22 protein-coding genes are annotated in these 26404 nt (G+C 58.2%); 6 read left to right on the top strand and 16 right to left on the bottom strand.

The window, feature by feature from the left end:
- Nucleotides 1–61: 61 nt before the first annotated feature.
- The 4 genes from EDC26_RS16185 to EDC26_RS16170 are packed head-to-tail and all read right to left on the bottom strand — an operon-like array spanning nt 62 to nt 3618.
- A complete protein-coding gene (locus tag EDC26_RS16185; RefSeq protein ID WP_425012796.1) occupies nt 62–976 on the bottom strand; it encodes an SMP-30/gluconolactonase/LRE family protein in 915 nt (304 codons plus the stop codon).
- A gap of 26 nt (nt 977–1002) precedes the next feature.
- Nucleotides 1003–1923, bottom strand: coding sequence for a hydroxyacid dehydrogenase (locus tag EDC26_RS16180; RefSeq protein WP_207915178.1), 921 nt, complete (start codon nt 1921–1923; stop codon nt 1003–1005).
- Nucleotides 1920–2606, bottom strand: coding sequence for an RraA family protein (locus EDC26_RS16175; protein WP_132584527.1), 687 nt, complete (start codon nt 2604–2606; stop codon nt 1920–1922). The genes EDC26_RS16180 and EDC26_RS16175 overlap by 4 nt, the downstream gene beginning before the upstream one ends.
- A 25-nt stretch (nt 2607–2631) precedes the next feature.
- Entirely contained in the window at nt 2632–3618 is a 987-nt protein-coding gene (locus EDC26_RS16170; protein ID WP_132584525.1) for a Bug family tripartite tricarboxylate transporter substrate binding protein, read from the bottom strand.
- A gap of 531 nt (nt 3619–4149) precedes the next feature.
- Between EDC26_RS16170 and EDC26_RS16165 the strand changes: the two genes are divergently transcribed.
- Nucleotides 4150–4617 (top strand): DUF1178 family protein, encoded by a 468-nt coding sequence (locus EDC26_RS16165; RefSeq protein WP_132584523.1) that lies wholly within the window; start codon nt 4150–4152, stop codon nt 4615–4617.
- An 8-nt stretch (nt 4618–4625) separates the two neighbouring features.
- On the opposite strand, the gene efp is transcribed toward EDC26_RS16165, so the two are convergent.
- The 7 genes from efp to EDC26_RS16130 all read right to left on the bottom strand — a co-directional run bounded on the left by efp (nt 4626) and on the right by EDC26_RS16130 (nt 16353).
- Nucleotides 4626–5183 (bottom strand): elongation factor P, encoded by a 558-nt coding sequence (efp, locus tag EDC26_RS16160; RefSeq protein WP_132584521.1) that lies wholly within the window; start codon nt 5181–5183, stop codon nt 4626–4628.
- An 84-nt stretch (nt 5184–5267) separates the two neighbouring features.
- The gene (gene earP, locus EDC26_RS16155) at nt 5268–6434 is read right to left on the bottom strand and encodes an elongation factor P maturation arginine rhamnosyltransferase EarP (protein WP_243700945.1); all 1167 of its coding nucleotides are present in this window, start codon (nt 6432–6434) and stop codon (nt 5268–5270) included.
- Nucleotides 6435–6470: 36 nt separating this feature from the next.
- Nucleotides 6471–7682 (bottom strand): DUF2863 family protein, encoded by a 1212-nt coding sequence (locus EDC26_RS16150; protein WP_132584519.1) that lies wholly within the window; start codon nt 7680–7682, stop codon nt 6471–6473.
- 8 nt (nt 7683–7690) lie between these two features.
- The gene (acnA, locus tag EDC26_RS16145; RefSeq protein WP_132584517.1) at nt 7691–10396 is read right to left on the bottom strand and encodes an aconitate hydratase AcnA; all 2706 of its coding nucleotides are present in this window, start codon (nt 10394–10396) and stop codon (nt 7691–7693) included.
- Nucleotides 10397–10706: 310 nt separating this feature from the next.
- Complete coding sequence (acnB, locus tag EDC26_RS16140; protein WP_132584515.1) at nt 10707–13292, bottom strand: bifunctional aconitate hydratase 2/2-methylisocitrate dehydratase; 2586 nt, start codon at nt 13290–13292, stop codon at nt 10707–10709.
- A 95-nt stretch (nt 13293–13387) separates the two neighbouring features.
- Entirely contained in the window at nt 13388–15391 is a 2004-nt protein-coding gene (locus EDC26_RS16135) for an aconitase family protein (protein ID WP_132584513.1), read from the bottom strand.
- 74 nt (nt 15392–15465) lie between these two features.
- On the bottom strand, nt 15466–16353 hold the full coding sequence (locus EDC26_RS16130; protein WP_132584511.1) for a LysR family transcriptional regulator: 888 nt from the start codon (nt 16351–16353) through the stop codon (nt 15466–15468).
- A 216-nt stretch (nt 16354–16569) separates the two neighbouring features.
- Between EDC26_RS16130 and EDC26_RS16125 the strand changes: the two genes are divergently transcribed.
- Nucleotides 16570–17598: a Bug family tripartite tricarboxylate transporter substrate binding protein gene (locus tag EDC26_RS16125; protein WP_132584509.1), complete on the top strand. Its 1029-nt coding sequence runs from the start codon at nt 16570–16572 to the stop codon at nt 17596–17598.
- 56 nt (nt 17599–17654) lie between these two features.
- Here the strand turns inward: EDC26_RS16125 and EDC26_RS16120 are convergent, their stop codons facing one another.
- From EDC26_RS16120 to EDC26_RS16100, 5 genes are all read right to left on the bottom strand, one after another.
- Entirely contained in the window at nt 17655–17930 is a 276-nt protein-coding gene (locus tag EDC26_RS16120; protein ID WP_132584507.1) for a GNAT family N-acetyltransferase, read from the bottom strand.
- A 190-nt stretch (nt 17931–18120) separates the two neighbouring features.
- Nucleotides 18121–19572 (bottom strand): bifunctional 2-methylcitrate dehydratase/aconitate hydratase, encoded by a 1452-nt coding sequence (locus tag EDC26_RS16115; RefSeq protein WP_132584505.1) that lies wholly within the window; start codon nt 19570–19572, stop codon nt 18121–18123.
- A gap of 23 nt (nt 19573–19595) precedes the next feature.
- Entirely contained in the window at nt 19596–20759 is a 1164-nt protein-coding gene (gene prpC, locus EDC26_RS16110) for a bifunctional 2-methylcitrate synthase/citrate synthase (RefSeq protein ID WP_132584503.1), read from the bottom strand.
- 17 nt (nt 20760–20776) lie between these two features.
- Entirely contained in the window at nt 20777–21670 is an 894-nt protein-coding gene (prpB, locus tag EDC26_RS16105) for a methylisocitrate lyase (RefSeq protein ID WP_132584501.1), read from the bottom strand.
- 86 nt (nt 21671–21756) lie between these two features.
- On the bottom strand, nt 21757–22746 hold the full coding sequence (locus EDC26_RS16100) for a malate dehydrogenase (RefSeq protein WP_132584499.1): 990 nt from the start codon (nt 22744–22746) through the stop codon (nt 21757–21759).
- Nucleotides 22747–22953: 207 nt separating this feature from the next.
- On the opposite strand from EDC26_RS16100, the gene EDC26_RS16095 reads away from it, so the two are divergent.
- From EDC26_RS16095 to sdhA, 4 genes are all read left to right on the top strand, one after another.
- The gene (locus EDC26_RS16095) at nt 22954–23724 is read left to right on the top strand and encodes a GntR family transcriptional regulator (RefSeq protein WP_132584497.1); all 771 of its coding nucleotides are present in this window, start codon (nt 22954–22956) and stop codon (nt 23722–23724) included.
- A gap of 96 nt (nt 23725–23820) precedes the next feature.
- The gene (gene sdhC, locus EDC26_RS16090; protein ID WP_132584495.1) at nt 23821–24234 is read left to right on the top strand and encodes a succinate dehydrogenase, cytochrome b556 subunit; all 414 of its coding nucleotides are present in this window, start codon (nt 23821–23823) and stop codon (nt 24232–24234) included.
- The gene (gene sdhD / locus EDC26_RS16085) at nt 24234–24617 is read left to right on the top strand and encodes a succinate dehydrogenase, hydrophobic membrane anchor protein (protein ID WP_132584493.1); all 384 of its coding nucleotides are present in this window, start codon (nt 24234–24236) and stop codon (nt 24615–24617) included. Before sdhC ends, sdhD begins: the two co-directional genes overlap by 1 nt.
- A 3-nt stretch (nt 24618–24620) precedes the next feature.
- Nucleotides 24621–26399, top strand: a complete 1779-nt coding sequence (gene sdhA, locus EDC26_RS16080; RefSeq protein WP_132584491.1) for a succinate dehydrogenase flavoprotein subunit — start codon at nt 24621–24623, stop codon at nt 26397–26399.
- Nucleotides 26400–26404: the final 5 nt, after the last annotated feature.

Raw genomic sequence — 26404 nt, 5'->3', positions numbered from 1 at the left:
GTCGCACGAGCCTTCCGGGATGGCAGTTCTCGGTAAAGAGATTCCAGAGGTATAGGGAATGTCAGACGGCAAGTTTCAACCCCGGTTGCCACATTGGTATGGTTAATATCGATCCGCTGACCGACTCGGTGCAATACAGCGTTTTCCGTCCGGACCCGCCGAACGCGATATTGGTCAATGATTTCCCTAGCGGGCTGCGCCAGACTTCAGTGGGTTCGGCGAGTTCGTTCAAAACCCACACATACCCTAGACCCGGATTAGCGATGATCAGATGGCCGTCCTGGTCGACGGCCAGGCCATCCGGCCCGCTTGGCCCGTACGACGTGAAAAATTGGCCAACCTTGGCAACGCTGCCGTCCGCCATCAATGGCGCGCGCCATATGCAATTTCCCCTGGTCACGGCGATGTACAGGACTTTCTCGTCCGGACTGAGGGCGATTCCATTGGGGCTGGGTATATTGCCGATCAGCAGGTCGAGTTGGCCGTCGGGGCAAAGCCGATATACCCGGCCGCTTGGGTCGTGCATGCCCGATTGGCCCTGGTCGGTGAAGTACAGATTCTTTTTCGAGTCGAAGATCAGATCGTTGACGCCCTTGAATCGCTCGGTATTGCGGCGGAGCAAATAGGGCTCGACTTCTTTGCTGCGCAGATCCAGTTTCATCAAGCCATTTTTATAGTCGGCGATGATCAGCTCGTTCTGGCCCAGGAATTTCATGCCGTTAGGCTCGCCATCGTATTCGACGACCAGGCTCCATTCCTTGTTGGGTGATATCCTGAATATTCGCCCGAATGGAATATCGGTCACGTATAGATTCCCGTCGGCGTCAAAGACCGGGCCTTCAAGGAATGAGTCAACGGGCACACCGCCGCGATTGGCATGGGCCCACTCCGATGCGACTCCCGTTCGCCGGAAATGCTCAGGCATCGAGCTATAGACCTCGGCGTCCTTTATTTCAATATTGGATCGTAGAAGCACGGCTATCTCCTCTGTTATGTCGTGCGCTAGTTCAGATGGCTGAGCAGGTTGCGTACGGCGGCCAACCCCATGTTCACGTAGGCGTCCCGGGTGACTCCGCCGATATGCGGGCTCAACAGGATATTTTCCTCGCCCAGGAAAGGGTGATCGGCCGGAGGAGGTTCCTGCTGAAAGCTGTCAAGCCCCGCGGCGAAGACATGGCCGCTTTGTACCGCGCTCAGGAGAGCGCCTTCATCGATCAGACCACCGCGAGCGGTGTTGACGATAATGACGCCGGGTTTACTTCGATCCAGCGTGTCCTGATTCACCAGATTCTTGTTGTCATCGGTCAATGGGCAATGCAGGGAAATGATATCGGAGTCGTGCCAGATTTCATCCAGGCTGACCTCTTTTACAGAGTCGGGAATTTTTTTTGCGTAAGGGTCGCGGCCGATGACGTGCATGCCCATGGCATGGGCAATTTGCGCCACGCGGCCGCCAATGGCACCCAGTCCAATCAGGCCCAGGGTGCGTCCAGCCAGTTCCATGCTTTTATGGCTGGCTTTGTCCCAGTATCCGGCATGCATCCGCAGATTCATTCTGGTAACGGATTTTGCGCAGGCCAGGATCAAGGCAATGGCATGTTCCGCCACAGCGGATGCATTGACTCCGGTGGCGGCGCACACGGCAATACCTTTGGCCTGCGCGGCCGATACGTCAATGGTATCGATACCGCTGCCATGCTTGGAAATCACTTTCAGGGATGGTGCGGCTTGAATGATCCCGGAGGTGATTTTCCCGTACCGAACTATGATGCCGGCGGGGTCATGCCGTTTTATCAAGGCCAGGATATCTTCTTCCTGGGGCGCCAATCCGGTAAAGACTATCTCGAAATCTTTCAGCAGATGAAGCGCTTCAGGGGCAAGATCGGCCGCAGTCACCAGAACTGCGCGTTTTGCCACGCTCATAGTACTTCGCCTTCCTTTATCACGCCCGCCTGCACCAAGGTTTGTTGCAACCATGACGCGCCTAGGTCACCACTCTTTATGGCGGCAATCCGCGTGGCCTCGGCATCGACTTTTTTCTGGGCTAGGACCAGGATCTCTTCCACGTTTTCCCGGGGAACGACGACCACGCCATCGGCATCGCCGACAATCAGGTCGCCCGGGTTGACTGTCGTTCCGGCCAGTGTCACGGGCCAGTTCACGCGCCCGCCCAGGGCTTTGGTCGGCCCATTGGGATTGGTGCCGGCGGAAAATACCGGGAAGCTGCCCGCAACGATTTCTTCCGAGTCCCGGGTTGCCGCGTCCACCACAAAGCCGGCCAGGCCAGAGGCCTGTGCCTGGGTGACCATAATCGTGCCGCACAATGCGGCCGAAAGATCGCCTTTCCCCTCGACGACGATGACATCGCCGGGCTGGGCCATCGCCAGGGCAGCATGAAACATCAGGTTGTCGCCGGGCCGGACTTCGACGGTGAATGCGGGACCGGCCACTTTCATGGAAGGGTGCAAAGGCTTTATTTGCCCTCCCAGCGTGCCACGGCGGCCTCCCACATCGGCCAGGATGGCGGCTTGAAACCGGCTGGCTTTCTTGACGAGATCAGGGGCGACGCGTTCGATGTCTTTACGGATATAGGGTAGCGTTTTCATGGTTCGTGTTTCCGGGGTATTTGAATTAATGTGCAAGGGTGATATGTGCTTTCTTGATGACGTCGGCCCACATGTCGTAATCGGTACGCAGCCTGTTTGTAAAGTCTTCCGAGGTTCCGCCCAGGGTGGTCGCGCCTTGCATGCTCATGCGCTTGATGAAGTCGGGATTCTTGACCGCTTTGTTGATGGCGGCATTCAAGGTGACAGTGATGTCTTTGGGTGTATTGGCGGGAACGAGAATGCCGAACCAGGTCGTGGCGTTGAAACCCTTGTAGCCTGACTCATCAATTGTGGGTACATCGGGCAGCACGCTGGCGCGGCTTTTCGACGTTACGCCCAGGGCCTTGATCTGACCGGCTTTTATCGAGCCCAGCAGGGTGGGAATTGAAGACATATAGGCCTGGATCTGATTACCCATCAGCGCTGGCAATCCGTCCGATGCGCCTTTATAGGGAACGTTGGTGATCTTGATCTGGGCGGTGTGTTCGAACAGGACAGTGGTCAGCTGCGCAACCGTGCCTATGCCCGGCAGCCCGAAATTCATGCTGTCGGGCGCTCCTTCGTTCACTGCTTTGACGAATTCCGGCACGGTGCTGTACTTGGCATTGCCGGGAGCCACCATGACTAGGGCAGAATCCGCCACCAGGCTGATCGGGATGAAGCTCTTGAATGGGTCGTAGGGAAGGTTCGAGTGCAATGTGGGGTTGATGGCCAGGTTGCTGGTTTGCCCAAGCACCCATGTGTAGCCATCCGGGCTTGCTTTAGCCGCGGCGGCGATGCCAATATCGCCGCCGGCGCCCGCACGATTTTCCACGATGATAGTCCACCCGCTCTGCTGTGCGAGCGTCTTGGCCAGGTCGCGGGCAATCAAATCCGTACCACCTCCGGGGGGAAACGGAACGATCAGTTTGATGGCGTGATCGGGATAGTTTCGGGTGGTTGCCGCGGTTGCCGCTGTGGATGAAATCAAGGCAATAGTCAGGCCGTACACTAATTTAGCCAGCAGTTTCATGTCTTCTCCTGATTTGAGGGTCCGGTTTTTGTAAGCGCTAATGAAGGAAGCGATTGTGCGCATAATAGCGACATATTCCATCTGTCGCATCATGATTTCATTAGATGAAATTATGGGCAAAGGCTAAAACAGATGCTGGTGTTTGGAATGGGAGCGAGTGATTGGCTTTTTCGTTCTTTGGGCACGGGGGTGACGGCCCAGGCAGGGTGGTGCTCGCCTCGTCCGATCCTGGCTTTGCCAACTGCCCACGCCGCTCGTGTGGTTGATGTTTGTATGACCGTCTCATGTAGCGGCAGCCCTTGTGGCTGCCAAAATCGTTGCTAACCGTCGTGGTATTGATAGAACGGAACACCGATGGCAGCCACAAGGGCTGCCGCTACATGATTCGCTGCTACGTTTTTGACATGATCCACCGCAACGTTTTCGCAGCGGCACCCTTTGGGGCGTCGTCAATAAAAGTGTACGGTCGGTTTAGAATGGAATCAGAGGATACAATCTTGTTTTAAGGCCAAACGCCCCCATAGTGTTCCCATGACATTAAAAGTTTTCGATCTTCAGTGTGAATCCGGCCATATTTTTGAAGGCTGGTTCGGCTCGGCCGATGGCTACGAATCGCAGCAGGCTCGTGGCCTGTTGGCGTGTCCGGTGTGCGGCAGCAGCAAGGTCGGCAAGAAATTGTCGGCGCCTCGCATTAATGTGGGCCATGCACGCGAGCCGCAAGCCCCTGAAAAGACTGATAAAACAGCGGTTGCGGCACCGGCCAGCTCGCAATTGATGCAACTGCAGGGCGAGATTCTGCGCCATCTGCGTCAGATTGTGCGCAGCACTGAAAACGTCGGTGAGCAGTTTTCCGAAGAAGCCCGCCGCATGCACGAGGGTGTCATTGAAGAGCGCGCCATCCGCGGCACTGCCACGGCGCAGGAGCGCGAATCGCTGGCTCAGGACGGCATTGTCGTAATGCCTATTCCTGATTATCTGGATGATGATCGCCTGCAGTAAACAAGCTTTTACATGACGCGGCTGCGGTATTCTCCGGTGCGCGTGTCGATTTCGATTTTGTCGCCAATTGCGCAAAACAGCGGTACGTTAAGATCCATGCCGGTGTTGATTTTGGCGGGCTTGAGCACTTTGCCCGAGGTGTCGCCGCGCACGGCGGGTTCGGTATAGATGATTTCGCGCACAACGATGGTGGGCAGATCAACCGAAAGAGCCCGTTCGCCGTAGAACACGACTTCGACTTTCATGCCTTCTTCAAGGTAGTTCAGGGCGTCGCCCATGCTTTCGACTTCGATTTCGTGCTGATTGTATTCTTCGTCCATAAAGACATACATGGGATCGGCAAAGTACGAATAGGTGCATTCTTTGCGGTCCAGAACAACGATATCGAACTTCTCATCGGCCTTGTACACCAGTTCGCTGCCCGACCCGGTGAGGAGGTTTTTGAATTTCAGTTTTACAACGGCAGAGTTACGGCCCGATTTGTTGTATTCGGCCTTCAGGATGATCTGGGCGTCGCTGCCCACCATGACAACGTTGCCAACGCGCAGTTCTTGTGCGGTTTTCATGTTTAAAAAAGCTCCGGGGTGATTTGCTCCGCCAGATGGTGAAACTGCCGGTTCGGAGCACAATTTTCTACAAAACTCAGCATTTTAACCTGTTTGGAGCATTTTCACGCAAAGCTCCAGCAAAGAGCTCGCCATATCGGGTTGCCGGGCCATTTTTTCTGTCCATGAATGCGTGTCGTGCTGCCATTGGCGCCATGCGGGCGGGCTCATTATCTGGCTGATCCGTTCGCCGAATTCGGCGTCTGTGCCTGTGTTCCATGCCTGCATCAGGGCATGGACGGCAGGTGAAAATGAGGTTTGTGCAAGCCATGCCTGCAATTTGGTCAGATGAGCGTCTTCGTTTTGCCGATAGATTTGCCACAAGAACGGCTTACCCGCCCACATTGCGCGGATGAGCGAATCTTCACCTCGCACGCAATTCAGGTCGCTGCTCCATAACAGGTGGTCGAAGGCGGTCTGGTCCACGAAGGGGATTTCGTGGACGCGTACATGGGGTGTTTGGTGCATGACAAGCCGTGGGTAGACACCGGCCGGCACGAGTACGACCGAGGGCATGGAATTGCGTGCGAGGCCTTGCAGCAGACCCAATGCAGGCGCGCTGGGGTAGCAGAACAGAAATACCTGTCGACAGCCCTGTTGCAGGCTCTGGGACAGGTCGCCAGGCAGGTGCAGGGCTTGCCGCAGGGTGTTTGCATTGCCCGGCTCGGACAGCCAGTGGTCGCGGGTTTTGATCAGTTTCGGTTCGCGCAATAGGCCGCCGGTTCGTATCGTAAATCCGGGGAAAAAAAAGCTTTTGCGCAAGCCGCTGGCATGTATGGAGGCAAGGGCATGGCAGCCTTCGACCCAGGGTTCGGCGCTGAGATATTCAAGGTTGATCCAGACGCTACGTTCTGCGGTCATGCGCTGGATAAAGCCCTTGGGCGGGTCACAGGCGAAGGCTTCGATTACGATTTCGTGGGGTTGCAGGTCGGGCGGCTCGACAGTCCAGTGCACCAGGTCGATGCGCCGAACGATTTGCCGATCTTGCGTCGGGTCGACGTGCGTTTCGATTTTGGCGAAGCTGTGCAGGTCGTCGACCCACAGGCGCACGCGGTGGCCGCTGGGCATATCCGCCAATTGCCGCGCGAGGCGCCAGCAGACGCCGATATCGCCAAAATTGTCGACGACCCGGCAAAAGATGTCGAAGCTGAGCGGGGGGGCAGGAAGGTTGGAGTTTATGGGGGCGTGGTGGTCGAGGTTGGAAATCGCCACCCACAAGGGGTGGCGCTACAAAGGGGCGGCGCTACATTAATGAAAATGAACCGGATTCGTATCGATTTCTTCGGGAAGCTCAGGGTGCATCATCTCGCCTAGCGGACTGGGGAAGTAGGGCGCGCCGCAGTCGTCGCAGAACTCGGCCGGGTAAAGGCCCGGCAGGCGTCGCGTGTCATTTATGCCCAGCTCCTTGATGAGCGCGGCGATATCGTCGGGGATCTCGGCTTGCGCACCATCGGTACTTTCGGCGGCTGCTTCGTCCTTGCTCAGAATAGGCCAGATGCACCCGTAGATCACGTCATTGTTGTGCCGGGTGCTAAAGCCGATCCGGTATTCTTCGACCAGGCCGTCGCCGCAGCCGACAACGGCGGCGCGCAGGTCGCCGGCCGGTATGGCGGCTACCGTTTGCAGCCAAGTGACCGACGCCTTCAGCGCCAGGGGGCGCAGATGGCGATCCGCTTCACGATTGCTGATGTAATAGGCGTCGGGCGCAAGATGCTCGAAATTGCACCCTGTAAATAACGTAGCCAGGGTTTGGGCATTGTCATGGGACCAGTTGGCAAAGCATTGCTCGCGCGTTGCCGCATGGCCCGCCTCGGGCGATTGCCAACGAAATAGCGCTCCACCCTTGGGCACCACGATGGCGCCGACAATGAAGCGTGCATCGGCCAGCATGCCTTGCGAGTCGGCCGCGGCCTTGATCAGAGGCGAGTCTGGTCCCGCGTTGATGGCAGCCATGCCCAGGTGCCGGGTCCATGCCCAGGTTTCCTGGAAGGATTGCGGCATTTGATCAAAACAGACCAGTTGCGGGACCAGCGCCAACCGTGCGTCGCCGGCCACGATATGGGTGCGCAACTGTTTGTCGATGGCCTGCTGCACAGCTTTGCCCAAACGGCCCTCGGGCAACTGATAACGTGTCCAGGCCACGATCGGGGCCGAGAATAGAAGCACGTCGTATTCGACACCGTCGACGGTCAGTTGAGTGGACTCTGACAGCGTTTCGGATTGCTCGACGAGAATTTCGTAGGCATTCAGATTTTGCTCGACCAGATGTTCAAGCGCCGTTTCGATGGCCTTGTTCTTGCGGCCCTGCAGCAGTTTGTTGATATGCGCAGCCAGCAGGTTTTCCCAGTAGACATCTTCCAGGCGGCATCCGGACGAAGCCAGCGACCCCGCCAGCGCAACAAGGAGCTGAACGTCGCGAGACTGGCGCGGGGCATGGGGGGTGGCGGGGGTACGTGGCATGTGCGAGGTCAGGCGGCCAGCAGGTCGCGCAATACGTAAGGCAGGATGCCGCCGTGCTGGTAGTAATCGACCTCGGTAGAGGTATCGATACGTAGCAGCACCTTGACGTCCTGGCGCGATCCGTCGGGGCGATGAATGGTAAGGGTGACGTCCTGCTGCGGTTTGATGCCTTGTTCGATGCCCGAGATGTCGAATGTTTCGCGGCCGGTAATGCCCAGAGAATCGGTGTTGTCCTGGCCCTTGAATTGCAGCGGCAACACGCCCATGCCCACCAGATTGCTTCGATGTATGCGTTCGAAGCTGCGTGCGATGACGGCCTTGACGCCCAGCAGCTGCGTGCCCTTGGCCGCCCAGTCGCGCGATGACCCGGTGCCGTATTCTTCGCCGCCGAAAATGACAGTGGATACGCCCGCGGCCACGTATTTCATGGCGGCATCGTAAATGGACAGACGTTCGGCAGTGGGTTGATACAGCGTTTCACCACCTTCGAATCGGCTGCCATCGGCATTGACTGGAATCATCAGGTTTTTAATGCGGACGTTGGCGAAGGTGCCGCGCATCATGACCTCGTGGTTGCCGCGCCGCGACCCATAGCTGTTGAAGTCTTGCTTGGCCACACCGTTTTGTTTGAGCCACACGCCGGCTGGCGAGCTTTCCTTGATGGATCCGGCGGGTGAAATATGGTCGGTGGTGACTGAATCGCCGAAGATCGCCAGTACGCGCGCGCCGTTCACGGCCGGCATGGGCGTGGGTTTCATGCCGAAGCCCTCGAAGAAGGGAGGTTCGGCAATGTAGGTGGACTCAGGCCAGTTGTATACATTGCCGTCGACGCCGTTGATCTCTTTCCAGAGCTTGCCGGGATTGGTTTTGATCTGGCTGTAGTTGGCCTGGAAGGCGGCAGGATTCATGGCCTGGCCAAGCAGGGCCTGCACTTCGGCGTTGGTGGGCCAGATATCGCCCAGCCACACATCGCCGTGCTTGCCTTTACCCACGGGCTCGGTCATGAGATCGCGCAGCATGGTACCCGCCAGCGCATAAGCCACGACCAGCGGCGGCGATGAAAGGAAGTTGGCTTTGACGTTGGGGTGGATGCGCGCTTCGAAATTGCGGTTGCCCGAGAGTACGGCGGAACAGACCAGGTTATTTTGAATAATGGCTTCGTTCATGTCGGGCGTCAGATCGCCCGAGTTGCCAATACAGGTTGTGCAGCCGTAGGCCGCTACGTCGAACCCGAGCTTTTCCAGGTAGGGCAACAGGCCCGTTTTGGTGAGGTATTCGGTGACGACCCGCGATCCGGGAGCCAACGACGTCTTGACATAACTGGGGATTTTAAGCCCGGCTTCGACGGCCTTCTTGGCCAGCAAGCCGGCCGCCAGCATGACGCTGGGGTTGGACGTGTTGGTGCATGACGTGATGGCCGCGATGACGATGTCGCCATTCTTGATTTTGGTGCCGGCGCTGGTCGTAAAGACCTGGTTGAGCTTTTCAGGCGGCTGGCTAAAGCCGTTTTCAGCCGCTTTTTTAGAGTACAGATCGGTGAACGTGCTTTTGACCTTGCCAACTTCGATTCGGTCCTGGGGGCGCTTGGGTCCCGCCAGCGAGGGTGTGACGGTGGATAAATCCAGAGTCAGGACCCGGGTATAGGCAATGTCTTTGGCGTCGGGCACGCCGTACAGGCCCTGAGCCGTGAAATAGGCTTTCAGGGCGTCGACCTCGTCTTTGGTTCGGCCCGTTCCCTTGAAGTACTCGATGGTGCGATCGTCCACCGGGAAAAAGCCCATGGTGGCGCCATACTCGGGAGACATATTGCCGATAGTCGCCCGGTCGGTCACGGACAGGCTGGAGGTTCCGGAGCCGCAGAATTCGACGAAGCTGCCTACGACCTTGGCCGCGCGAAGCATTTCGGTAATAGTGAGCACCAGATCGGTGGCGGTTACGCCCCCGCGCAATTCACCTTTGAGTTCCACCCCCACCACATCGGGAGTCAGTATGTACACGGGCTGGCCGAGCATCCCGGCTTCGGCCTCGATGCCTCCCACGCCCCAACCCACCACGCCTATGCCGTTGATCATGGTGGTATGGCTATCGGTGCCCACCAGTGTGTCGGGGTAGTACACGTTGTCTTTGGCGTTGTAATGCACGCCGCGCGCCAGGTATTCCAGGTTGACCTGGTGCACGATCCCGAAGCCCGGGGGTACTACGCCAAAGGTATCGAAGGCCTGCATGCCCCATTTCAGGAATTGGTAGCGTTCCTGGTTGCGCTCGAACTCGCGTTTCATGTTCAGGCCCAGGGCGCTTTTGGTGCCGAAATAATCGACCATGACCGAATGGTCGACGACCAGGTCGACCGGCACCATGGGCTCGATGCGCTTGGGATCTTTGCCCATTCGGGCGGCCACCGAGCGCATGGCGGCGATATCGGCCAGCAACGGTACGCCGGTAAAGTCCTGCAATATGACCCGCGCCACGACAAACGGGATTTCCTCGTCGCGTTTGGCGTTGGGTTTCCAGTTGGCCAGTTGTTTGACGTGCTGTTCGGTGACCTTTTTGCCATCGCAGTTGCGCAGCACCGATTCGAGCACAATACGGATCGACACCGGCAAACGGTGGACGTCCACCCCCAGATTTTTGCCCAACGCCGCCAGTGAATAGAACTGGGCCGTCTTGCGCCCCACCTTGAATTTTTGCAAGCTATTAAAGGTATTGTGCAACATAGTGAGCTCCGTGGAAGGATGACGTTAGCATGAACCTGAGTGGGGCGGCGGGATTCTGAAGAGACAGTAGCATATCAATTGAGACCACAGGATCGCTGCCGGCGATCACACCATTTTAGGCCTGATTGCCAAAATTTTGCAGAGCCGGTTTTTTCCAACTGGAGAGGCGTTTTGGCTGGGTAGTCCTGGGAGTGATAATTGCCTGATATGATTAAAAAATGGCACCCACGAGGGGTGCCACTACATGATTCACGGGCATGTTATTTGTAGCGGCACCCCTTGTGGGTGCCATTGTCGTGTTTAGCGATCCCTAGACACTAACCGCGTCGGCGATTTCCTTGAAGTCTTCGATCTGATCGAAGTTCATGTAACGGTAGATTTGATCGCTATCCTGGTTCAGGACGCCCATATCGGCCATGTACTCGGCCTTGGTGGGGATTCTGCCCAGTCGTGAACAAATCGCAGCCAGTTCGGCCGAACCCAGGAACACATTGGCGTTCTTGCCCAGACGGTTGGGGAAATTGCGCGTGCTGGTCGACATGACGGTGGCGCCTTCGCGCACCTGCGCCTGGTTGCCCATGCACAGCGAGCATCCCGGCATTTCCATGCGTGCGCCGGCACTCCCCAGAACGCCGTAGTGACCTTCTTCGGTGAGCTGTTTCTGGTCCATTTTGGTGGGCGGGGCAACCCACAGCTTGACGGGGATATCGCGTTTGCCTTCAAGCAGCTTGGAGGCTGCGCGGAAGTGCCCGATATTGGTCATGCAGCTGCCTATGAATACTTCATCGATATGCGTGCCGGCGACATCGGACAACGTTTTGACGTCATCGGGATCGTTGGGGCAGGCCAGAATGGGCTCATGCACTTCGGCCAGGTCGATATTTATCACGGCCGCGTATTGCGCGTCGGCGTCGGGCTCGATCAGTTGCGGGTTGGCCAGCCACGCCTGCATGGCCTTGATGCGGCGGCCCAGCGTGCGCTCGTCTTCGTAGCCGTTGGCAATCATCCATTTCAGCAAGGTGATGTTGCTGTTGATGTATTCGATGATGGGCTCTTTGCCCAGGCGCACGGTGCAACCGGCGGCCGAGCGCTCGGCTGATGCGTCCGACAGCTCGAAAGCCTGTTCGATCTTCAGATTGGGCAGGCCTTCGATTTCCAGGATGCGGCCCGAGAAAATATTCTTCTTGCCCTTGGTTTCAACCGTAAGCAGGCCCTGCTTGATGGCATAAAGCGGAATGGCGTTGACCAGATCGCGCAATGTGACGCCCGGCTGCAGCTTGCCTTTGAAGCGCACCAGAACGGATTCAGGCATGTCCAGAGGCATCACGCCGGTGGCCGCGGCAAAGGCCACCAGGCCCGAGCCGGCCGGAAAGCTGATGCCGATGGGGAAGCGCGTATGCGAGTCGCCGCCGGTGCCCACGGTGTCGGGCAGCAACATGCGGTTCAACCAGGAGTGGATGATGCCGTCGCCCGGGCGCAGCGATACGCCGCCGCGAGTGCTCATGAACGCGGGCAGTTCGTGATGGGTTTTGACGTCGACAGGTTTGGGATAGGCCGCCGTGTGGCAGAACGATTGCATCACCAGGTCGGCCGAGAAGCCCAGGCAGGCCAAGTCTTTGAGCTCGTCGCGTGTCATGGGGCCGGTCGTGTCCTGGCTGCCGACCGAGGTCATCTTGGGCTCGCAATAGGTTCCGGGACGGATGCCAGTGCCTTCGGGCAGGCCGCAGGCCCGACCCACGATTTTTTGCGCCAGGGTGTAGCCCTTGCCCGAGTCGGCCGGATTGTGCGGCAGGCGAAACAGGGTGGTGGCGGGCAGGCCCAGCGCGGCCCGTGCCTTGGCCGTCAGGCCTCGACCGATGATCAGTGGAATGCGGCCGCCGGCGCGCACTTCGTCGAGCAGCACGTCGGACTTGAGTTCGAACTGTGCAATGACTTTGCCGTCTTTAAGCGCACGACCCTCGTAGGGGCGCAGCTCGATCACGTCGCCCATTTCCATCTTGGATACGTCCAGCTCGATGGGCAAGGCGCCGGAGTCTTCCATGGTGTTATAGAAAATCGGGGCAATCTTGCTACCCAGACAGACGCCGCCAAAGCGCTTGTTGGGTACAAAGGGGATGTCTTCGCCCGTCAGCCAAAGGACCGAGTTCGTTGCAGACTTGCGCGAGGAACCGGTGCCGACCACGTCGCCGACATAGGCCACCAGGTGGCCTTTTTCCTTCAGGCGTTCAATGAATTTCATGGGGCCGACTTTACCCGGTTCATCAGGCTCGATGCCGGGACGCGGGTTCTTCAGCATGGCCAGCGCATGCAGAGGGATGTCGGGGCGGCTCCATGCATCGGGTGCGGGAGACAAGTCGTCGGTATTGGTTTCGCCGTTGACCTTGAACACGGTCAGTGTCAGGCTTTGCGGAACTTCGGGGCGGCTGGTGAACCATTCGGCATCGGCCCAGCTTTGCAGAATCGCCTTGGCGTACTGATTGCCTTTTTCGGCCTTTTCCTGCACGTCGTGGAAAGCGTCGAATACCAGCAAGCTGTTTTTCAGTGCGTCGGCCGCGACAGGGGCCAGGTCGGCGTTATCCAGCAGCCCAATGAGAGGGCTTATGTTGTAGCCCCCCAGCATCGTGCCCAGCAGCTTGGTTGCGTGTTTGCGGTCGATCAGGGGGCAGGTTTCTTTTCCCAGCGCCACCGCGGCCAGATAAGACGCCTTGACCTTGGCCGCATCGTCTACGCCCGCAGGAACTCGGTGTGTAATCAGATCAAGCAAAAAATCGGCCTCGCCAGCGGGCGGGTTTTTAAGCAATTCGATCAGGTCTGCGGTTTGTTGTGCCGATAGCGGCAGGGGGACAGTGCCAAGCGCTGCGCGCTCGGCCACATGTTGACGGTACGTATTTAGCATGGTGCGTGCCCTTCGATTAAGGGGTGGGAAAGCTGACCCCCGAATTGTAAGAGGAAGCACGCAATCAGGCAAATGTCTTATATCTTATATAAGACTTAAGAAATAGAGTGTGGCGAAAATATGACGGCTGTTCGTCTCTGCAACTCTTCAAACGAAATCAATTCTCCCGCCAGGGCGCTGGCCGCGACGGTAGGCGGGCTGGCCAGCCAGACTTTTCCGGGGCCGGATCGGCCGGGGAAATTGCGGTTGATGGCGCTGACGGTGACTTGGTCCGCTTGGGTCGATGAACCGGGGCCGCAGTTGGCGCAAGCCCCGCAAGAGGGCTCCAGCATGTGTGCCCCTACGGCGTTGAATACGCGATCGTAGCCGCGCGCCACGCAGTAGTCCCTGACGGCGGTCGTGCCGTATTGCAGGTAAAGCGTGACCGAGGAGGGTACGCGCAGGCCGTGCTCCAGCCCCCAGGCCAGCACGGCATGGTAATGATCGAAGTCTGCACGCTTGCCTGCGGTGCAGGATCCTCCGTAAGCGATGCCGATTATTACGCGTTCCTGCAAATCCTTGATTGAAACGCCGTGGCCCGGGTCGCCAGGGCGGGCCACCATGGGCGAGAGCTGCGCGCAGTCGATGTGCAGGGTGGCGGCATAGTGAGCATCGGGGTCGCTGTGCATCCATTCTTCAAGGGCGAATTCGACGCCGCGGCGTTCCCGCAGAAAGCGGACGGTTTCCTGGTCGGGAGCCACGATGCCCGTCAGGCCGCCAAGCTCCGCCGTCATGTTGGTCAAGGTAGCCCGCTCGTCGGTCGAGAGAGTATCCACTGACGGTCCGGTGAATTCAAAAACCTTGCCGATGCCCAGGCCGTCGCGAATTTCGGGCCGGGCCAGTAGCTCCAGAACAATATCTTTGGCCGTGACGCCAGGGGGAAGCCTGCCGTCGAGCCTGACCAGCAGCGATTCGGGCAGGGTCATGCGGACTGCGCCGGTGACAAAGGCATTGGCCATGTCGGTGGTGCCGACACCGAATGCCGCGCAGCCCAGCGCCCCGCTATGCGGAGTGTGAGAATCCGTGCCGACTACAACCTGGCCGGGCAGGGCATAGTGTTCGCTCATCATGGCGTGTGATATGCCGGCCGCATTGCCACCGTTGTCGCTGGCCGCTTCGGCTTCGGTCAAGGTGCGGTGTGAGCGCAGACCGTAGTCGGCGACAAAATCGCGATGCGCCTGGCACATGCGCAGGATATTGGGCACCAGCCCGCGCGACAGATGTGCAAAGCTGGTTTCTACATAGGAGGTATGGTCTTCGAATGCAACAATGGATTCCTTGTCATACAGAGTGATAGGCTTGCCGAAAGTTGAATGCAGCATGTGTGCGCACATGCCGGTGTAATACTCGTGTATGAAGCGCCAGTCGGCTCGTACGAAGGCCCCGTCGCCGGGTGCGTTGCGCCGCCCTGCGCAGTCGGCTTCCAACAAGTGGCGGGCAATGATTTTTTCGAATAGGGTTTGCGGTTGCCGACTGGTGGTTTGGCCGGCGCTGGCGATGCTCGCCATGTGTTCGCGGCCAAAGCCCAGCAACCCCCCGCTGGCCAGGATAGTCGCCGCCAGCGTATCGCGGTCTTTGGTCAGCTCCCGCAGCGAAATGGCTTCGCCACGCTGGATGCGTTCAATCAGGCCGAAATCGGTGGACGTGAAGAGGCCTATATTATCGGCGTTTTGCCGGTAAAGTCGTTCGAAACCCTTGGCAATGACCAGCCGAATGCCGGCCCGTTTTTCGGCGACGGGACTGTGTTCGCGCGACGATCCCTTGCCATAGCGTTTGCCGCCGACGGTCACGGTGAATCGTCCATTGATGACGGCATCGGGTGCGATAAGTGTTTCGCCGTTGGCTTGTACGCCGGTGTAGGGGTAGCGGCCGAGCCTTTCGTCGTAGTTTGCCAGAACAGGCATGGGCGTGATCTCGTCGGTGGAGATGTCGTCGCGCAGTGGGCAGGCGCCGGACAGGCTCAGATTGCGCCCGTCGAGTTGAGCCCTGATGTTGGCAGGGTTCGAGGACAGGAACAGGATGCGTCCGAATGGCGCCAGGTTTTGGTCAGGCAGGGTCATGATTGGATTGTGTCGTGTACTGGCGGGACGAACAAGTGTTTAGATAGGGAAGGGGCCATCGCAAATAGCGACGACTAGCCTCTGAGCGCTTCAATCAGTTCTTGAACGGCGCGATGGCGGGGTGATTTCCTCAGGGCGTAAATGCATAGTTCACGGGCCGCCCAGGTTTCGGCCAGCGGCCGCCGTACAAACTTGCGCGAGCCGGCGTAGGCTGTGGCGGCGCTTTGCGGCATAACTGCGATTCCCAGGCCGACTTCGATCATGCGGCAGGCAATATCGAAGCTGCTGACAACGACCGCAGGCTTGAATTGCTTGCCGATTTTGGCAGCATTGGCGCCGAGGAGATTGTCCAGCGCTCCTCCCGGATGGACCCGGATCAGCGGGTAGTCCATTGCGGTTGCAAAGCCGAGCCTGTCTTCCCGGCTTAAAGGATGCCTGTTGGGCAGAACGACAATAAGCGGGTCAAGAGCAAATGGCCAACATTCCAGTCCGGCAGACGAATCGGTTTTGACGCACACTCCGACGTCTGTTTCATCGTCCAGGCAGGCGCGCACGACGTCGCTTGTATCGCGCTCCGAGAGCGCTATCCGCACAGAAGGGTGCAAGGCGCTGAAGGCCTTCAGACGTTCGGGCAAAAAGCCGATCATTGACGACATGTTGGCAAATAACCGGACCACGCCGCCGACCTGACCATCGAGTTCAAGCACATCACGCGCCAGGGTTTGCAGGTCTTTGTCAAATTGCCGGCCCCGTTCGCATACGACGACACCGGCATGGGTCAGTTCTATTCCCTTGGGAGATCGCACCAGCAGTTTGACGTCGAACGCGTGCTCCAGATCGGCGATGCGGCGGCTTAGGGCAGAGGGTGCAATGTTTTCTTTGGCTGCCGCACGCGCGATGGATCCTTCGGCTGCAGTCGTGACGAAAAGGCGGAGGCTATAAGGATCTATGCGGCGAGCCATGGTATTTGCACTGATCGAGGATATGGGGCGTTAAGGAAATGTAGTTTAGCGCGGGCGTGGATCGGCATCGTCATTGGAGATATGGGGCATCACGAATTAACTCTACGGAATTCGGCAGCCGGCACCTAGAATCGAACGCAGTTGTCGAGAAACGCTTGCAGCCAGGCTTATGCAGGCAGGTGGTTTTAATGGCTGGACTCATCATTGAGAGAAAAAATGAAATCAAATTTTCGATTGTTGGCGACATGCCTTTTGACCCTGGGTTGCGCCGTGATCGTTGTGCCGGGCATGGCGGCTGGCTCTTACCCCGATCATCCCATTCGCCTGATCGTAACGAGTGCGCCAGGATCCGGTTTGGATCTGGTCGCCAGGGCCATCGGCCCCGATCTGGGCGCGGCTCTGAAACAATCTATCGTGGTTGAGAACAAGGCGGGCGCGGCGGGAATTCCGGGAACCCGCGACATTGTGGCGTCGAAGGCGGATGGTTATACGCTGGGCCTGGTGTCTTCCAATCATGCGATCAATCCTAGCGCTCATGTCAGCCTGCCCTACGACACGATCAAGGATATTACGCCCGTCACTATTATTGGCACGGTGCCAGTCGTACTGACAGTACCAAAAAGCTCTCCGTTTCGTACCCTGCGCGATTTGCTCGCAGCCGCCAAGGCCAAGCCGGGTGCCATCAATTTTGGCTCATCCGGCCCGGGCAGCGCGCTGGACATTGCCGGCTTGATGTTGGAAAAAAAGGCACATATCAAACTGATGCATATTCCGTATCGCGGCGGCAATGCCTTGACGACGGATCTGATGTCGGGACAGGTGCAGACTGCATTTCTGGCCATTTCTACCGCCGAGGCGCAGATCAAGGCGGGGACTATTCGAGCGTTGGCGGTGAGCACGCTGGAACGCCTGCCGTCTTTGCCCAATGTACCCACTTTGAATGAATCGGGGGTTGCCGGCTACCATTATGTGCCCTGGATAGGCTTGATCGGGCCAGCGGGGTTGCCGGCTTCCATAACAAAATTATTGCAAGCCAAGGTTCATCAGGTTATAGGCCTGAAAAAAGTCAAAGCACAATTTGCGGTTCAAGGATTTAATCCCAGCGGCACTTCTCCCCAGGAGTTTCTGACGACATTGAAAAGCGAGATGGCTTCGACTCAGGAACTGATGGGAAATCCGGGCTTGGCGCGTAACGATGGACAAGCCAGGACGGATGCGCGCGCGAACAAGCAAGCGGCTCGATAGCGCGGGTGGTGGATCGCAAACGTTGCGGACATTTTTGGCACTCACAAGGGCTGCCGCTACACAACCAATTCCTGATATTCGGAATGGCGCCGCACATAAGCTGCGGCGTAACTGCACACGGGGCGCACCTTCCAGCCTTTGGCCCGAGCGGTGCCTAGTGCGAATTGGGTAAGCTCCGCGGCAATGCCGCGGGCGCCAACCACTTCGGGAACCCCGGTATAGGAAATCGTCATCACATCGGCCTCCAAGGTGTAGACAAGGACGCACAAGGTCCCGTCTTCGACCCATTCGAACTGATGCTGTTCTGCGTTATGAGTGATGGCGCGAGCCATATTGTGCGTCCTTTGAGCCCGAATTGGCAGTCGCAAGGGCTGCCGTCGGGATGATTCAAAATGGCAGCCGCAAGGGCTGCCGCTACACTAGCGGCCAGCACGTTTTTGTAGCGGCACCCCTTGTGGGTGCCACCCGTCCAGCAATCCGCACCGGCCTGGCCTATCTGCCGTGGCGCCCCTACGGGCGCCATCAAATCACATACATATCCACGTATTCGTGCACGGGCATGGCTTCAAGCGCCTTCTGGTTCAGCGAAACAGTCAGGATGCGTTCTTGCTGTTTGGCCGGGAACTGGCGCGCCAGGTTGGTGCGGAACTTCTCTTCCAACAGGGGTATGCCGTCTTTGCGGCGGCGCTTGTGGCCGATCGGATATTCGCAGACGATCTCGGCCAGCTTGCTGCCATCGTTGAATTCGACGGTCAGGGCGTTGGCAATCGAACGTTTTTCAGGATTGTGATAATCCTGGGTAAAGGCCGGATCTTCGACGCATTCGATTTTGCTGCGCAGGGCATCGATACGCGGGTCGGACGCGACCGAGTCTTCGTAGTCGCCGGCCGTCAGGCGGCCAAAGATCACGGGGATGGCCACCATGTACTGGATGCAGTGGTCGCGGTCGGCCGGATTGTTGAGGGGCCCTTTTTTGTCGATGATGCGGATGCAGGCTTCGTGGGTGCGGATGGTGATGTGTTTGATGTCCGCATCGCTTTTGCCGGCCTTCTTCAGCTCCCGATGAAGGTCCATGGCGCATTCGACGGCGGTCTGCGAATGGAATTCGGCCGGGAAGGAAATTTTGAAGAGCACGTTTTCCATGACGTAACTGCCGTAGGGACGCTGGAACTTGAAGGGCTGGCCTTTGAACAGGACATCGTAGAATCCCCAGGTTTTGGCCGACAAAACCGATGGGTAGCCCATTTCGCCGGTTTTGGCGATCAGCGCCAGACGAACCGCGCGGCTGGTGGCGTCGCCCGCCGCCCAGCTTTTACGGCTGCCGGTGTTGGGGGCGTGACGATAGGTGCGCAGGCTTTGGCCATCGACCCAGGCCAGCGATACGGCGTTGATGGTTTCGTCGCGGGTCAGGCCGAGCATTTGCGAGACCACTGCCGTAGACGCTACTTTAACCAGTACGACGTGATCGAGCCCGACCTTGTTAAAGGAGTTTTCCAGTGCGATGCAGCCCTGGATTTCGTGCGCCTTGATCAATCCCGTAAGGACATCGCGCATGAGCAGGGGTGCTTTGCCCATGGCCACGGCATTGCGCGACAGCCAGTCGGCCGTGGCCAGAATGCCCCCCAGATTATCCGACGGATGACCCCATTCGGCCGCCAGCCAGGTGTCGTTGAAGTCGAGCCAGCGGATCATGGCGCCGATGTTGAAGGCCGCCTGTACGGGATCGAGCTGGAATTGGGTGCCCGGCACTTTGGCGCCGTTGGGCACAACGGTGCCCGGAACGATCGGCCCCATCAGTTTTTTGCAGGCGGGATATTCCAGCGCCTCCAGGCCGCAGCCCAACGTATCGATCAGGCAGTTGCGGGCCGTTTCGTACGCCAGTTCGCTTTTGATCTGGTAATTGAGAACGTAATCGACGATATCGACCAGCACCTGATCCGGTGTGGGTCGAATGTTGGAAATAGGCGAGGACATAAAGTTTTCCCGGGTAGCTGAATTTATTTGCGTTTATCGAGTGGAACGAATTTTTGATCTTCCGGGCCGACATAGTTGGCGGTGGGGCGGATGATCTTGTTGTCGATGCGTTGTTCGATGATATGGGCCGACCAGCCGGCCGTGCGTGCGATCACGAACAGCGGCGTGAACATGGCGGTGGGCACGCCCATCATGTGATAGGACACGGCCGAGAACCAATCCAGATTGGGGAACATTTTCTTGATGTCCCACATGGTGGTTTCCAGACGCGCCGCGATATTGAACATATTCATGTTCTGCGATTTTTTCGACAGCTTGCGAGCGACTTCCTTGATGACCTGATTGCGCGGGTCGGACACGGTGTACACGGGATGGCCGAAGCCTATGATGACTTCTTTGTTTTCGACCCGGCGGCGAATGTCGGCGTCGGCCTGGGCGGGCGTATCGTAGCGTTTCTGTATTTCGAAGGCGACTTCGTTCGCGCCGCCATGCTTGGGGCCGCGCAACGCGCCGATCCCGCCGGCTATGGCCGAGTACATGTCTGAGCCCGTGCCGGCAATCACCCGGCTGGTAAAGGTCGACGCGTTGAATTCGTGCTCTGCGTACAGAATCAGCGAGGTGTGCATGGCGCGCACCCAGTCGTCGCTGGGCACGGTGCCATGCAGCAGGTGCAGGAAATGGCCGCCTATGCTGTCGTCGTCGGTCTGAACGTCGATGATGCGGCCGTTGTGACTGTAGTGGTACCAATAAAGCAGGGCCGAGCCCAGATTGGCCATCAGACGATCGGCAATGTCGCGTGCGTCGGGCAGGTTATGGTCGTCTTTTTCGGGCAACACGCAGCCCAGCACCGACACGGCCGTGCGCATCACATCCATGGGGTGGCTGGCCGCGGGAAGCGACTCGAGTGCAGTTTGCAAAGCGGCGGGCAAGCCGCGCAGGCCATGCAGTTTCTTCTTGTAGGCGGCCAGTTCCGCCTTGGTAGGCAGTTTGCCGTGGATCAGCAGATGGGCGATTTCTTCGAATTCGCAGGTTTCCGCAATGTCCAGGATGTTGTAGCCTCGATAGTGCAGGTCGTTGCCGCTGCGCCCGACCGTGCACAGGGCGGTATTGCCCGCCACAATACCCGATAGCGCCACGGATTTTTTGGGCTTGAAGCCCGGGTTGGTCTTTGGTGCTGTGCTTGCCATGTCTGCGCTCCCGAAAATTATTTGGATTTGCCTTGTGCGAAAAGCGCGTCGAGCTTGGACTCATACGTGTGATAGTCGATACGGTCGTAAAGCTCGTCGCGAGTCTGCATTAAATTGATGACGTTTTTCTGGTGGCCGTCGCGGCGTATTGTCTGGTAAACCGTTTCTGCCGCTTTGTTCATGGCGCGAAAGGCCGACAAGGGATAGAGCACCATGGCCACGCCGGCGCCGGCCAGCTCCGGCACGCTGAACAAGGGGGTTTGGCCGAACTCGGTAATGTTGGCCAGAATCGGTACATTCAGTGCACTGGAAAATCGTTGGTAGGTGGCTAGATCGTACGACGCCTCGGCGAATATGGCATCGGCGCCGGCCGCCACGCAGGCCTGGGCGCGGTCCAGCGCCGCGTCAACGCCATCGACCGCGATGGCGTCGGTGCGCGCGATAATGAAAAAATCCGAATCGGTGCGGGCATCGACCGCCGCTTTGACGCGATCGGCCATTTCCGATGTAGAGACGATTTCCTTGCCGGGCCGGTGGCCGCAGCGCTTGGCGCCGACCTGGTCTTCGATATGGCAGGCCGCGGCGCCGAATTTGATCAGGCTTTTGATGGTGCGGGCGATGTTGAACGCCGATGGGCCAAAGCCTGTATCGATGTCGACGGCCAGCGGCACATCGCAGACATCGGTGATGCGGCGTATATCGGTCAGGACATCGTCAAGTGTATTGATGCCCAGATCGGGCAGGCCCAGTGATCCGGCCGCGACGCCGCCGCCAGAAAGATAAATGGCGCGATAGCCTGCGCGCTTGGCCAGCAGAGCATGGTTGGCGTTGATCGCCCCCATGATTTGCAGCGGTTGTTCATCTTTCAGCGCCTGGCGGAACAAGGCGCCCGGGGAGGCGGGTCGGGTCATGGGAATCTCCGGATGGGTAGAGCTTTTGCAAACGGGTACTTCAGGAATCAAAACAAAGGCCCATGGGTGGGCCTTTGTCCGGCAGCTTACTTAAGCAGGTCTTGCACGCCGTCGCGTTCTTCGAGCAATTCTTTCAGGGTGAAATCCATGCGCTCGCGCGAAAAGGCGTCGATCTCCAGATCGTCCACACGCGTGTACTCGCCGTTGACGGTGGTCACCGGCACGCCGTAGATGATGTCTTTGGGTATGCCGTAAGAACCATTGGAGGGAATGCCCATGGTGACCCACTTGCCGTGAGTGCCCAATACCCAATCGTGCACGTGGTCGATGGCGGCATTGGCGGCCGATGCCGCCGAGGACAGGCCGCGCGCTTCGATAATGGCGCCGCCGCGTTTGCCTACGGTGGGAATGAAGACCTCGCGGTTCCACTTGTCGTCGTTGATGAGCTGGGTCAGGCTTTTGCCCCCCACCGTCGCGAAACGGAAATCGGGGTACATGGTGGGAGAGTGGTTGCCCCAGACGACGAGGCGTTCGATGTCGGCGACCGGCTTGCCCGATTTGGCCGCCAGTTGCGAGAGCGCGCGGTTATGATCCAGGCGCAGCATGGCGGTGAAGTTCTTCGCCGGCAGGTCGGGCGCCGATTTCATGGCGATGTAGGCATTGGTGTTGGCCGGGTTGCCCACCACCAGTACTTTAACGTTGCGGCTGGCAACGTCATTGAGCGCCTTGCCCTGCGCCGTAAAGATTTGCGCGTTGACGTGCAACAGGTCCTTGCGTTCCATGCCGGGGCCGCGAGGGCGCGCGCCTACCAGCAGGGCCACATCGACATCTTTGAATGCCTGGCGAGCGTCGCTGTGCGCGCTCATGCCGGCCAGCAAGGGGAAAGCGCAGTCGTCAAGTTCCATCATGACGCCCTTGAGCGCTTTTTGCGCTTTTTCGTCGGGAATTTCGAGCAATTGCAGGATGACGGGTTGATCTTTGCCGAGCATTTCGCCCGAGGCAATACGGAATAGAAGGGCGTAACCAATTTGGCCGGCTGCGCCCGTGACGGCGACACGCATGGCGGGTTTGGACATGAAAAATCTCCGATAGATAACAGGTTAGGTGAATGAACATCACCCGACAGTTTAATTCCTTTGCAATGCGAAAAAGAGTAGTCGAAATTGACGTTAACGTCAACCATCTTATATCTTATATAAGACACAAGAGTATTCGACACGAAAGCGCCGGCGTGCGACAATGGAAAACGTTGCAAACTTTTCGTGATTCTTCCCGCCTGCGTTATGTCTGACACCCCTTCCCTGGATCGCGCCTCCGACGCCGATCGTACTGCCGGCAGTGCGGCCTTTAGCCCGCTGTATCAGCAGATCAAAGGGCTATTGGTGCAAAGCCTGGATCGAGGCGAATGGAAGCCAGGCGAGGCTATACCCAGCGAATTCGAGCTGGCGGCGCGCTTTCAAGTCAGCCAGGGCACGGTGCGCAAGGCCATCGACGACCTCGCGGCCGAGAACCTTCTGTTGCGCCGGCAAGGCAAGGGCACGTTTGTCGCCACTCACAGCGAGGCCAAGGTGCGCTACCGCTTTCTGCGGCTGGCCGCCGATGACGGCAAACCTCCAGTTTCAGGCAGCCAGATTCTGGACTGCCGGCGGGTCAAGGCACCCGTCGACGTGGCCCGTTTGCTGGACGTGCGCGCAGCCGATATGGTCGTCAACTTGCGCCGTTTGCTGTCGTTTGACCTGACGCCCACCATTCTTGACGATATCTGGCTGCCCGGCTCGGTGTTTCGCGGCCTGACGGCCGAATCGCTGGCGCGTTACCGGGGGCCGCTGTACGGCTTGTTCGAATCCGAATTTGGCGTGAGCATGGTGCGCGCCGACGAAAAAATCAAGGCAGTTGCCGCCACAGCGGAACAGGCGCAATTGTTGAAAATAAAGGCCGCCGACCCTCTGCTGCAAGTTGAGCGGGTGTCTTACACCTACGGAGACCGCCCCATGGAACTGCGCCGTGGGTTATATGTTACAGAACGGTTTCATTATAGAAACAGTTTGAATTAGAACGAGTTTTTCGCCGATTTGATGCGACTAGCGTAAATAGGCGAAAATACCCCTAGTGCTTTATCAAAAATAGCTTGTTATAACTTCGAGGCCATCATGTCCGGTTCAGCTTCAAAGCCGCGTCCGCAGTTTCGTAATATCGGTATTTCTCAAATCCTGAGTTATCGACTGCCCCCTGCCGGTAAATCGTCAATCTTTCATCGCGTCAGCGGCGCCTTGTTATTCTTAAGCCTGCCTTTGGTGATACTGCCGCTCTTTGCGTTGAGCGTCTCATCGCCCGAATCGTTTGCTTCCATGCAGGCCTATACGGCCCACCCGCTGTGCAAGTTGGTCCTGCTGGTATTGATTTGGGGCTATCTGCATCATTTCTGTGCCGGTATTCGTTATCTGACCATCGATTTGCACATCGGTGTCGATAAAGTCAGCGCCCAAAAAAGCGCGGGCATCGTGTTCGGCGTCAGCCTGGCGCTCACGTTGGTCTTTGGCCTTAAATTGTTTGGAGCGTGGTAATGGCGACGCAAGAACGTATCGGTACCCGGCGCCTGGTGGTGGGCGCGCATTACGGCTCACGGGATTTCCTGATTCAGCGCATGACGGCCATCATCATGGCTGTTTACACCCTGATCCTCCTCATCGGAGCCGTTTTCACGTCCAGCCTTGATTTCAATGGCTGGCGCCATCTGTTCACCTTTCATTTCATAGGCATACCGCTTGGGCAGTTGCTGGCAACGCTGGCTTTTCTGTCGCTTGCCTGGCATGCCTGGATAGGTGTGCGCGATATCTGGATGGACTATGCCAAGCCTACCGGCGTGCGCTTGCTGCTGGAAGTGCTCACCGTGCTGTGGCTGGCAGGATCGGTCATCTTTTTTGCAAAAATTCTCTGGAGTCTATAAGCCGTGGCTGCTGTCAAAAATTCCCTACCTCGCCGTCAGTTCGATGTGGTGGTGGTGGGCGCCGGCGGGGCCGGCATGCGTTGCTCTTTGCAACTGGCGCAGGCGGGCTTGTCCGTAGCGGTATTGTCCAAAGTGTTTCCCACCCGTTCGCATACGGTGGCTGCTCAGGGCGGTATCAGTGCGTCGCTGTCCAACATGAGCGAAGACAGCTGGTATTGGCATATGTACGACACCATCAAGGGTTCCGACTGGCTCGGCGACCAGGATGCCATCGAGTTCATGTGCCGCGAAGCACCCAATGCCGTGTACGAGCTGGAACACTTCGGCATGCCTTTCGACCGCAACCCCAACGGCACGATTTATCAGCGTCCGTTCGGTGGTCACACGGCCAACTTCGGTGAAAAGCCGGTGCAGCGCGCCTGTGCGGCGGCCGACCGTACCGGACACGCTTTATTGCATACGCTGTATCAGCGCAATGTGGCGGCCCGTACCCAATTCTTTGTCGAGTGGATGGCGCTCGATCTGCTGCGCAATGAAGCGGGTGACGTGCTGGGCGTGACCGCGCTTGAAATGGAAACCGGCGATATTTACGTGCTGGAAGCCAAAACCACGGTGCTGGCTACCGGCGGCGCCGGCCGCATCTGGGCGGCTTCGACCAATGCCTACATCAATACCGGCGACGGCCTGGGCATGGCGGCGCGCGCAGGCTTGCCCTTGCAGGATCTGGAATTCTGGCAGTTTCACCCCACCGGGGTGGCCGGCGCCGGCGTACTCATTACCGAAGGTGTGCGCGGCGAAGGCGGAATCTTGCTGAATAAAGATGGCGAGCGCTTCATGGAGCGTTATGCGCCTACCCTTAAAGACCTGGCGCCGCGCGACTTCGTATCGCGTTCGATGGATCAGGAAATCAAGGAAGGGCGGGGCTGTGGTACGGATGGCAGTTACGTGCTGCTCAAGCTCGATCATCTGGGCGCCGAGACTATCCAAAAGCGCCTGCCGTCGATTCGCGAAATCGCCATCAAGTTCGCCAACGTCGACCCCATCAAGGAGCCGATCCCGGTTGTGCCGACCATACACTATCAAATGGGGGGTATTCCCGCCAACCTGTACGGTCAGGTGGTTACCACTCAGAATAGTGAAAATAAAGTCGTCAATGGCTTGTATGCCATTGGCGAATGCGCGGCGGTTTCGGTGCACGGGGCCAATCGCCTGGGCACCAATTCCTTGCTCGACCTGGTTGTATTCGGCCGCGCGGCGGGCAATCACATTGTCAATTCGCACCCCGAGCGCAAGCACGCGCACCAGCCCATTCCCGAATCGGCCATCGATTATTCCGTCGATCGGGTCAACAAGCTCGAGTCTCGCAAGTCGGGCGAAAAAGTGGCGGATGTGGCCAATGCCATTCGTGTTTCCATGCAACATCACTGCGGCGTATTCCGCTCGCTCGATTTGCTCAACGAAGGCGTCACGCAAATCGAGAACATCGCCCAGCAGGTGAATAATATTTCGTATGCCGATAAGTCTCGGGTGTTCAATACGGCCCGCGTCGAAGCGCTTGAACTGACTAACATGATAGAGGTGGCGCTGGCCACCACCAAGTCGGCGGCCAATCGTTTCGAAAGCCGTGGCGCTCATTCTCTAAGCAACTACCCCGAACGCGATGACGTGAACTGGTTGCGTCACACCTTATGGTATTCCGAAGGCCGCCGACTTGAGTACAAACCGGTGCAAATGACGCCGTTGACGGTAGGCAGCTTCCCGCCCAAACCGCGGACGTTCTAAGCAGG

The sequence above is a fragment of the Paralcaligenes ureilyticus genome (assembly GCF_004346225.1).
GTDB lineage: Bacteria > Pseudomonadota > Gammaproteobacteria > Burkholderiales > Burkholderiaceae_B > Paralcaligenes > Paralcaligenes ureilyticus.
This window is presented reverse-complemented; position numbering and strand designations above follow the sequence as displayed.

Bases quoted from the DNA above. Each gene is read 5' to 3' on its own strand.
- efp (WP_132584521.1), bottom strand. From the start codon at position 5,183: ATGAAAACCGCACAAGAACTGCGCGTTGGCAACGTTGTCATGGTGGGC.
- EDC26_RS16125 (WP_132584509.1), top strand. From the start codon at position 16,570: ATGAAATCAAATTTTCGATTGTTGGCGACATGCCTTTTGACCCTGGGT.
- EDC26_RS16170 (WP_132584525.1), bottom strand. From the start codon at position 3,618: ATGAAACTGCTGGCTAAATTAGTGTACGGCCTGACTATTGCCTTGATT.
- EDC26_RS16095 (WP_132584497.1), top strand. From the start codon at position 22,954: ATGTCTGACACCCCTTCCCTGGATCGCGCCTCCGACGCCGATCGTACT.
- prpB (WP_132584501.1), bottom strand. From the start codon at position 21,670: ATGACCCGACCCGCCTCCCCGGGCGCCTTGTTCCGCCAGGCGCTGAAA.
- EDC26_RS16100 (WP_132584499.1), bottom strand. From the start codon at position 22,746: ATGTCCAAACCCGCCATGCGTGTCGCCGTCACGGGCGCAGCCGGCCAA.
- acnB (WP_132584515.1), bottom strand. From the start codon at position 13,292: ATGCTAAATACGTACCGTCAACATGTGGCCGAGCGCGCAGCGCTTGGC.
- sdhC (WP_132584495.1), top strand. From the start codon at position 23,821: ATGTCCGGTTCAGCTTCAAAGCCGCGTCCGCAGTTTCGTAATATCGGT.
- EDC26_RS16130 (WP_132584511.1), bottom strand. From the start codon at position 16,353: ATGGCTCGCCGCATAGATCCTTATAGCCTCCGCCTTTTCGTCACGACT.
- sdhD (WP_132584493.1), top strand. From the start codon at position 24,234: ATGGCGACGCAAGAACGTATCGGTACCCGGCGCCTGGTGGTGGGCGCG.
- acnA (WP_132584517.1), bottom strand. From the start codon at position 10,396: ATGTTGCACAATACCTTTAATAGCTTGCAAAAATTCAAGGTGGGGCGC.
- EDC26_RS16120 (WP_132584507.1), bottom strand. From the start codon at position 17,930: ATGGCTCGCGCCATCACTCATAACGCAGAACAGCATCAGTTCGAATGG.
- EDC26_RS16150 (WP_132584519.1), bottom strand. From the start codon at position 7,682: ATGCCACGTACCCCCGCCACCCCCCATGCCCCGCGCCAGTCTCGCGAC.
- EDC26_RS16180 (WP_207915178.1), bottom strand. From the start codon at position 1,923: ATGAGCGTGGCAAAACGCGCAGTTCTGGTGACTGCGGCCGATCTTGCC.
- EDC26_RS16175 (WP_132584527.1), bottom strand. From the start codon at position 2,606: ATGAAAACGCTACCCTATATCCGTAAAGACATCGAACGCGTCGCCCCT.
- EDC26_RS16115 (WP_132584505.1), bottom strand. From the start codon at position 19,572: ATGTCCTCGCCTATTTCCAACATTCGACCCACACCGGATCAGGTGCTG.
- prpC (WP_132584503.1), bottom strand. From the start codon at position 20,759: ATGGCAAGCACAGCACCAAAGACCAACCCGGGCTTCAAGCCCAAAAAA.
- EDC26_RS16135 (WP_132584513.1), bottom strand. From the start codon at position 15,391: ATGACCCTGCCTGACCAAAACCTGGCGCCATTCGGACGCATCCTGTTC.
- EDC26_RS16165 (WP_132584523.1), top strand. From the start codon at position 4,150: ATGACATTAAAAGTTTTCGATCTTCAGTGTGAATCCGGCCATATTTTT.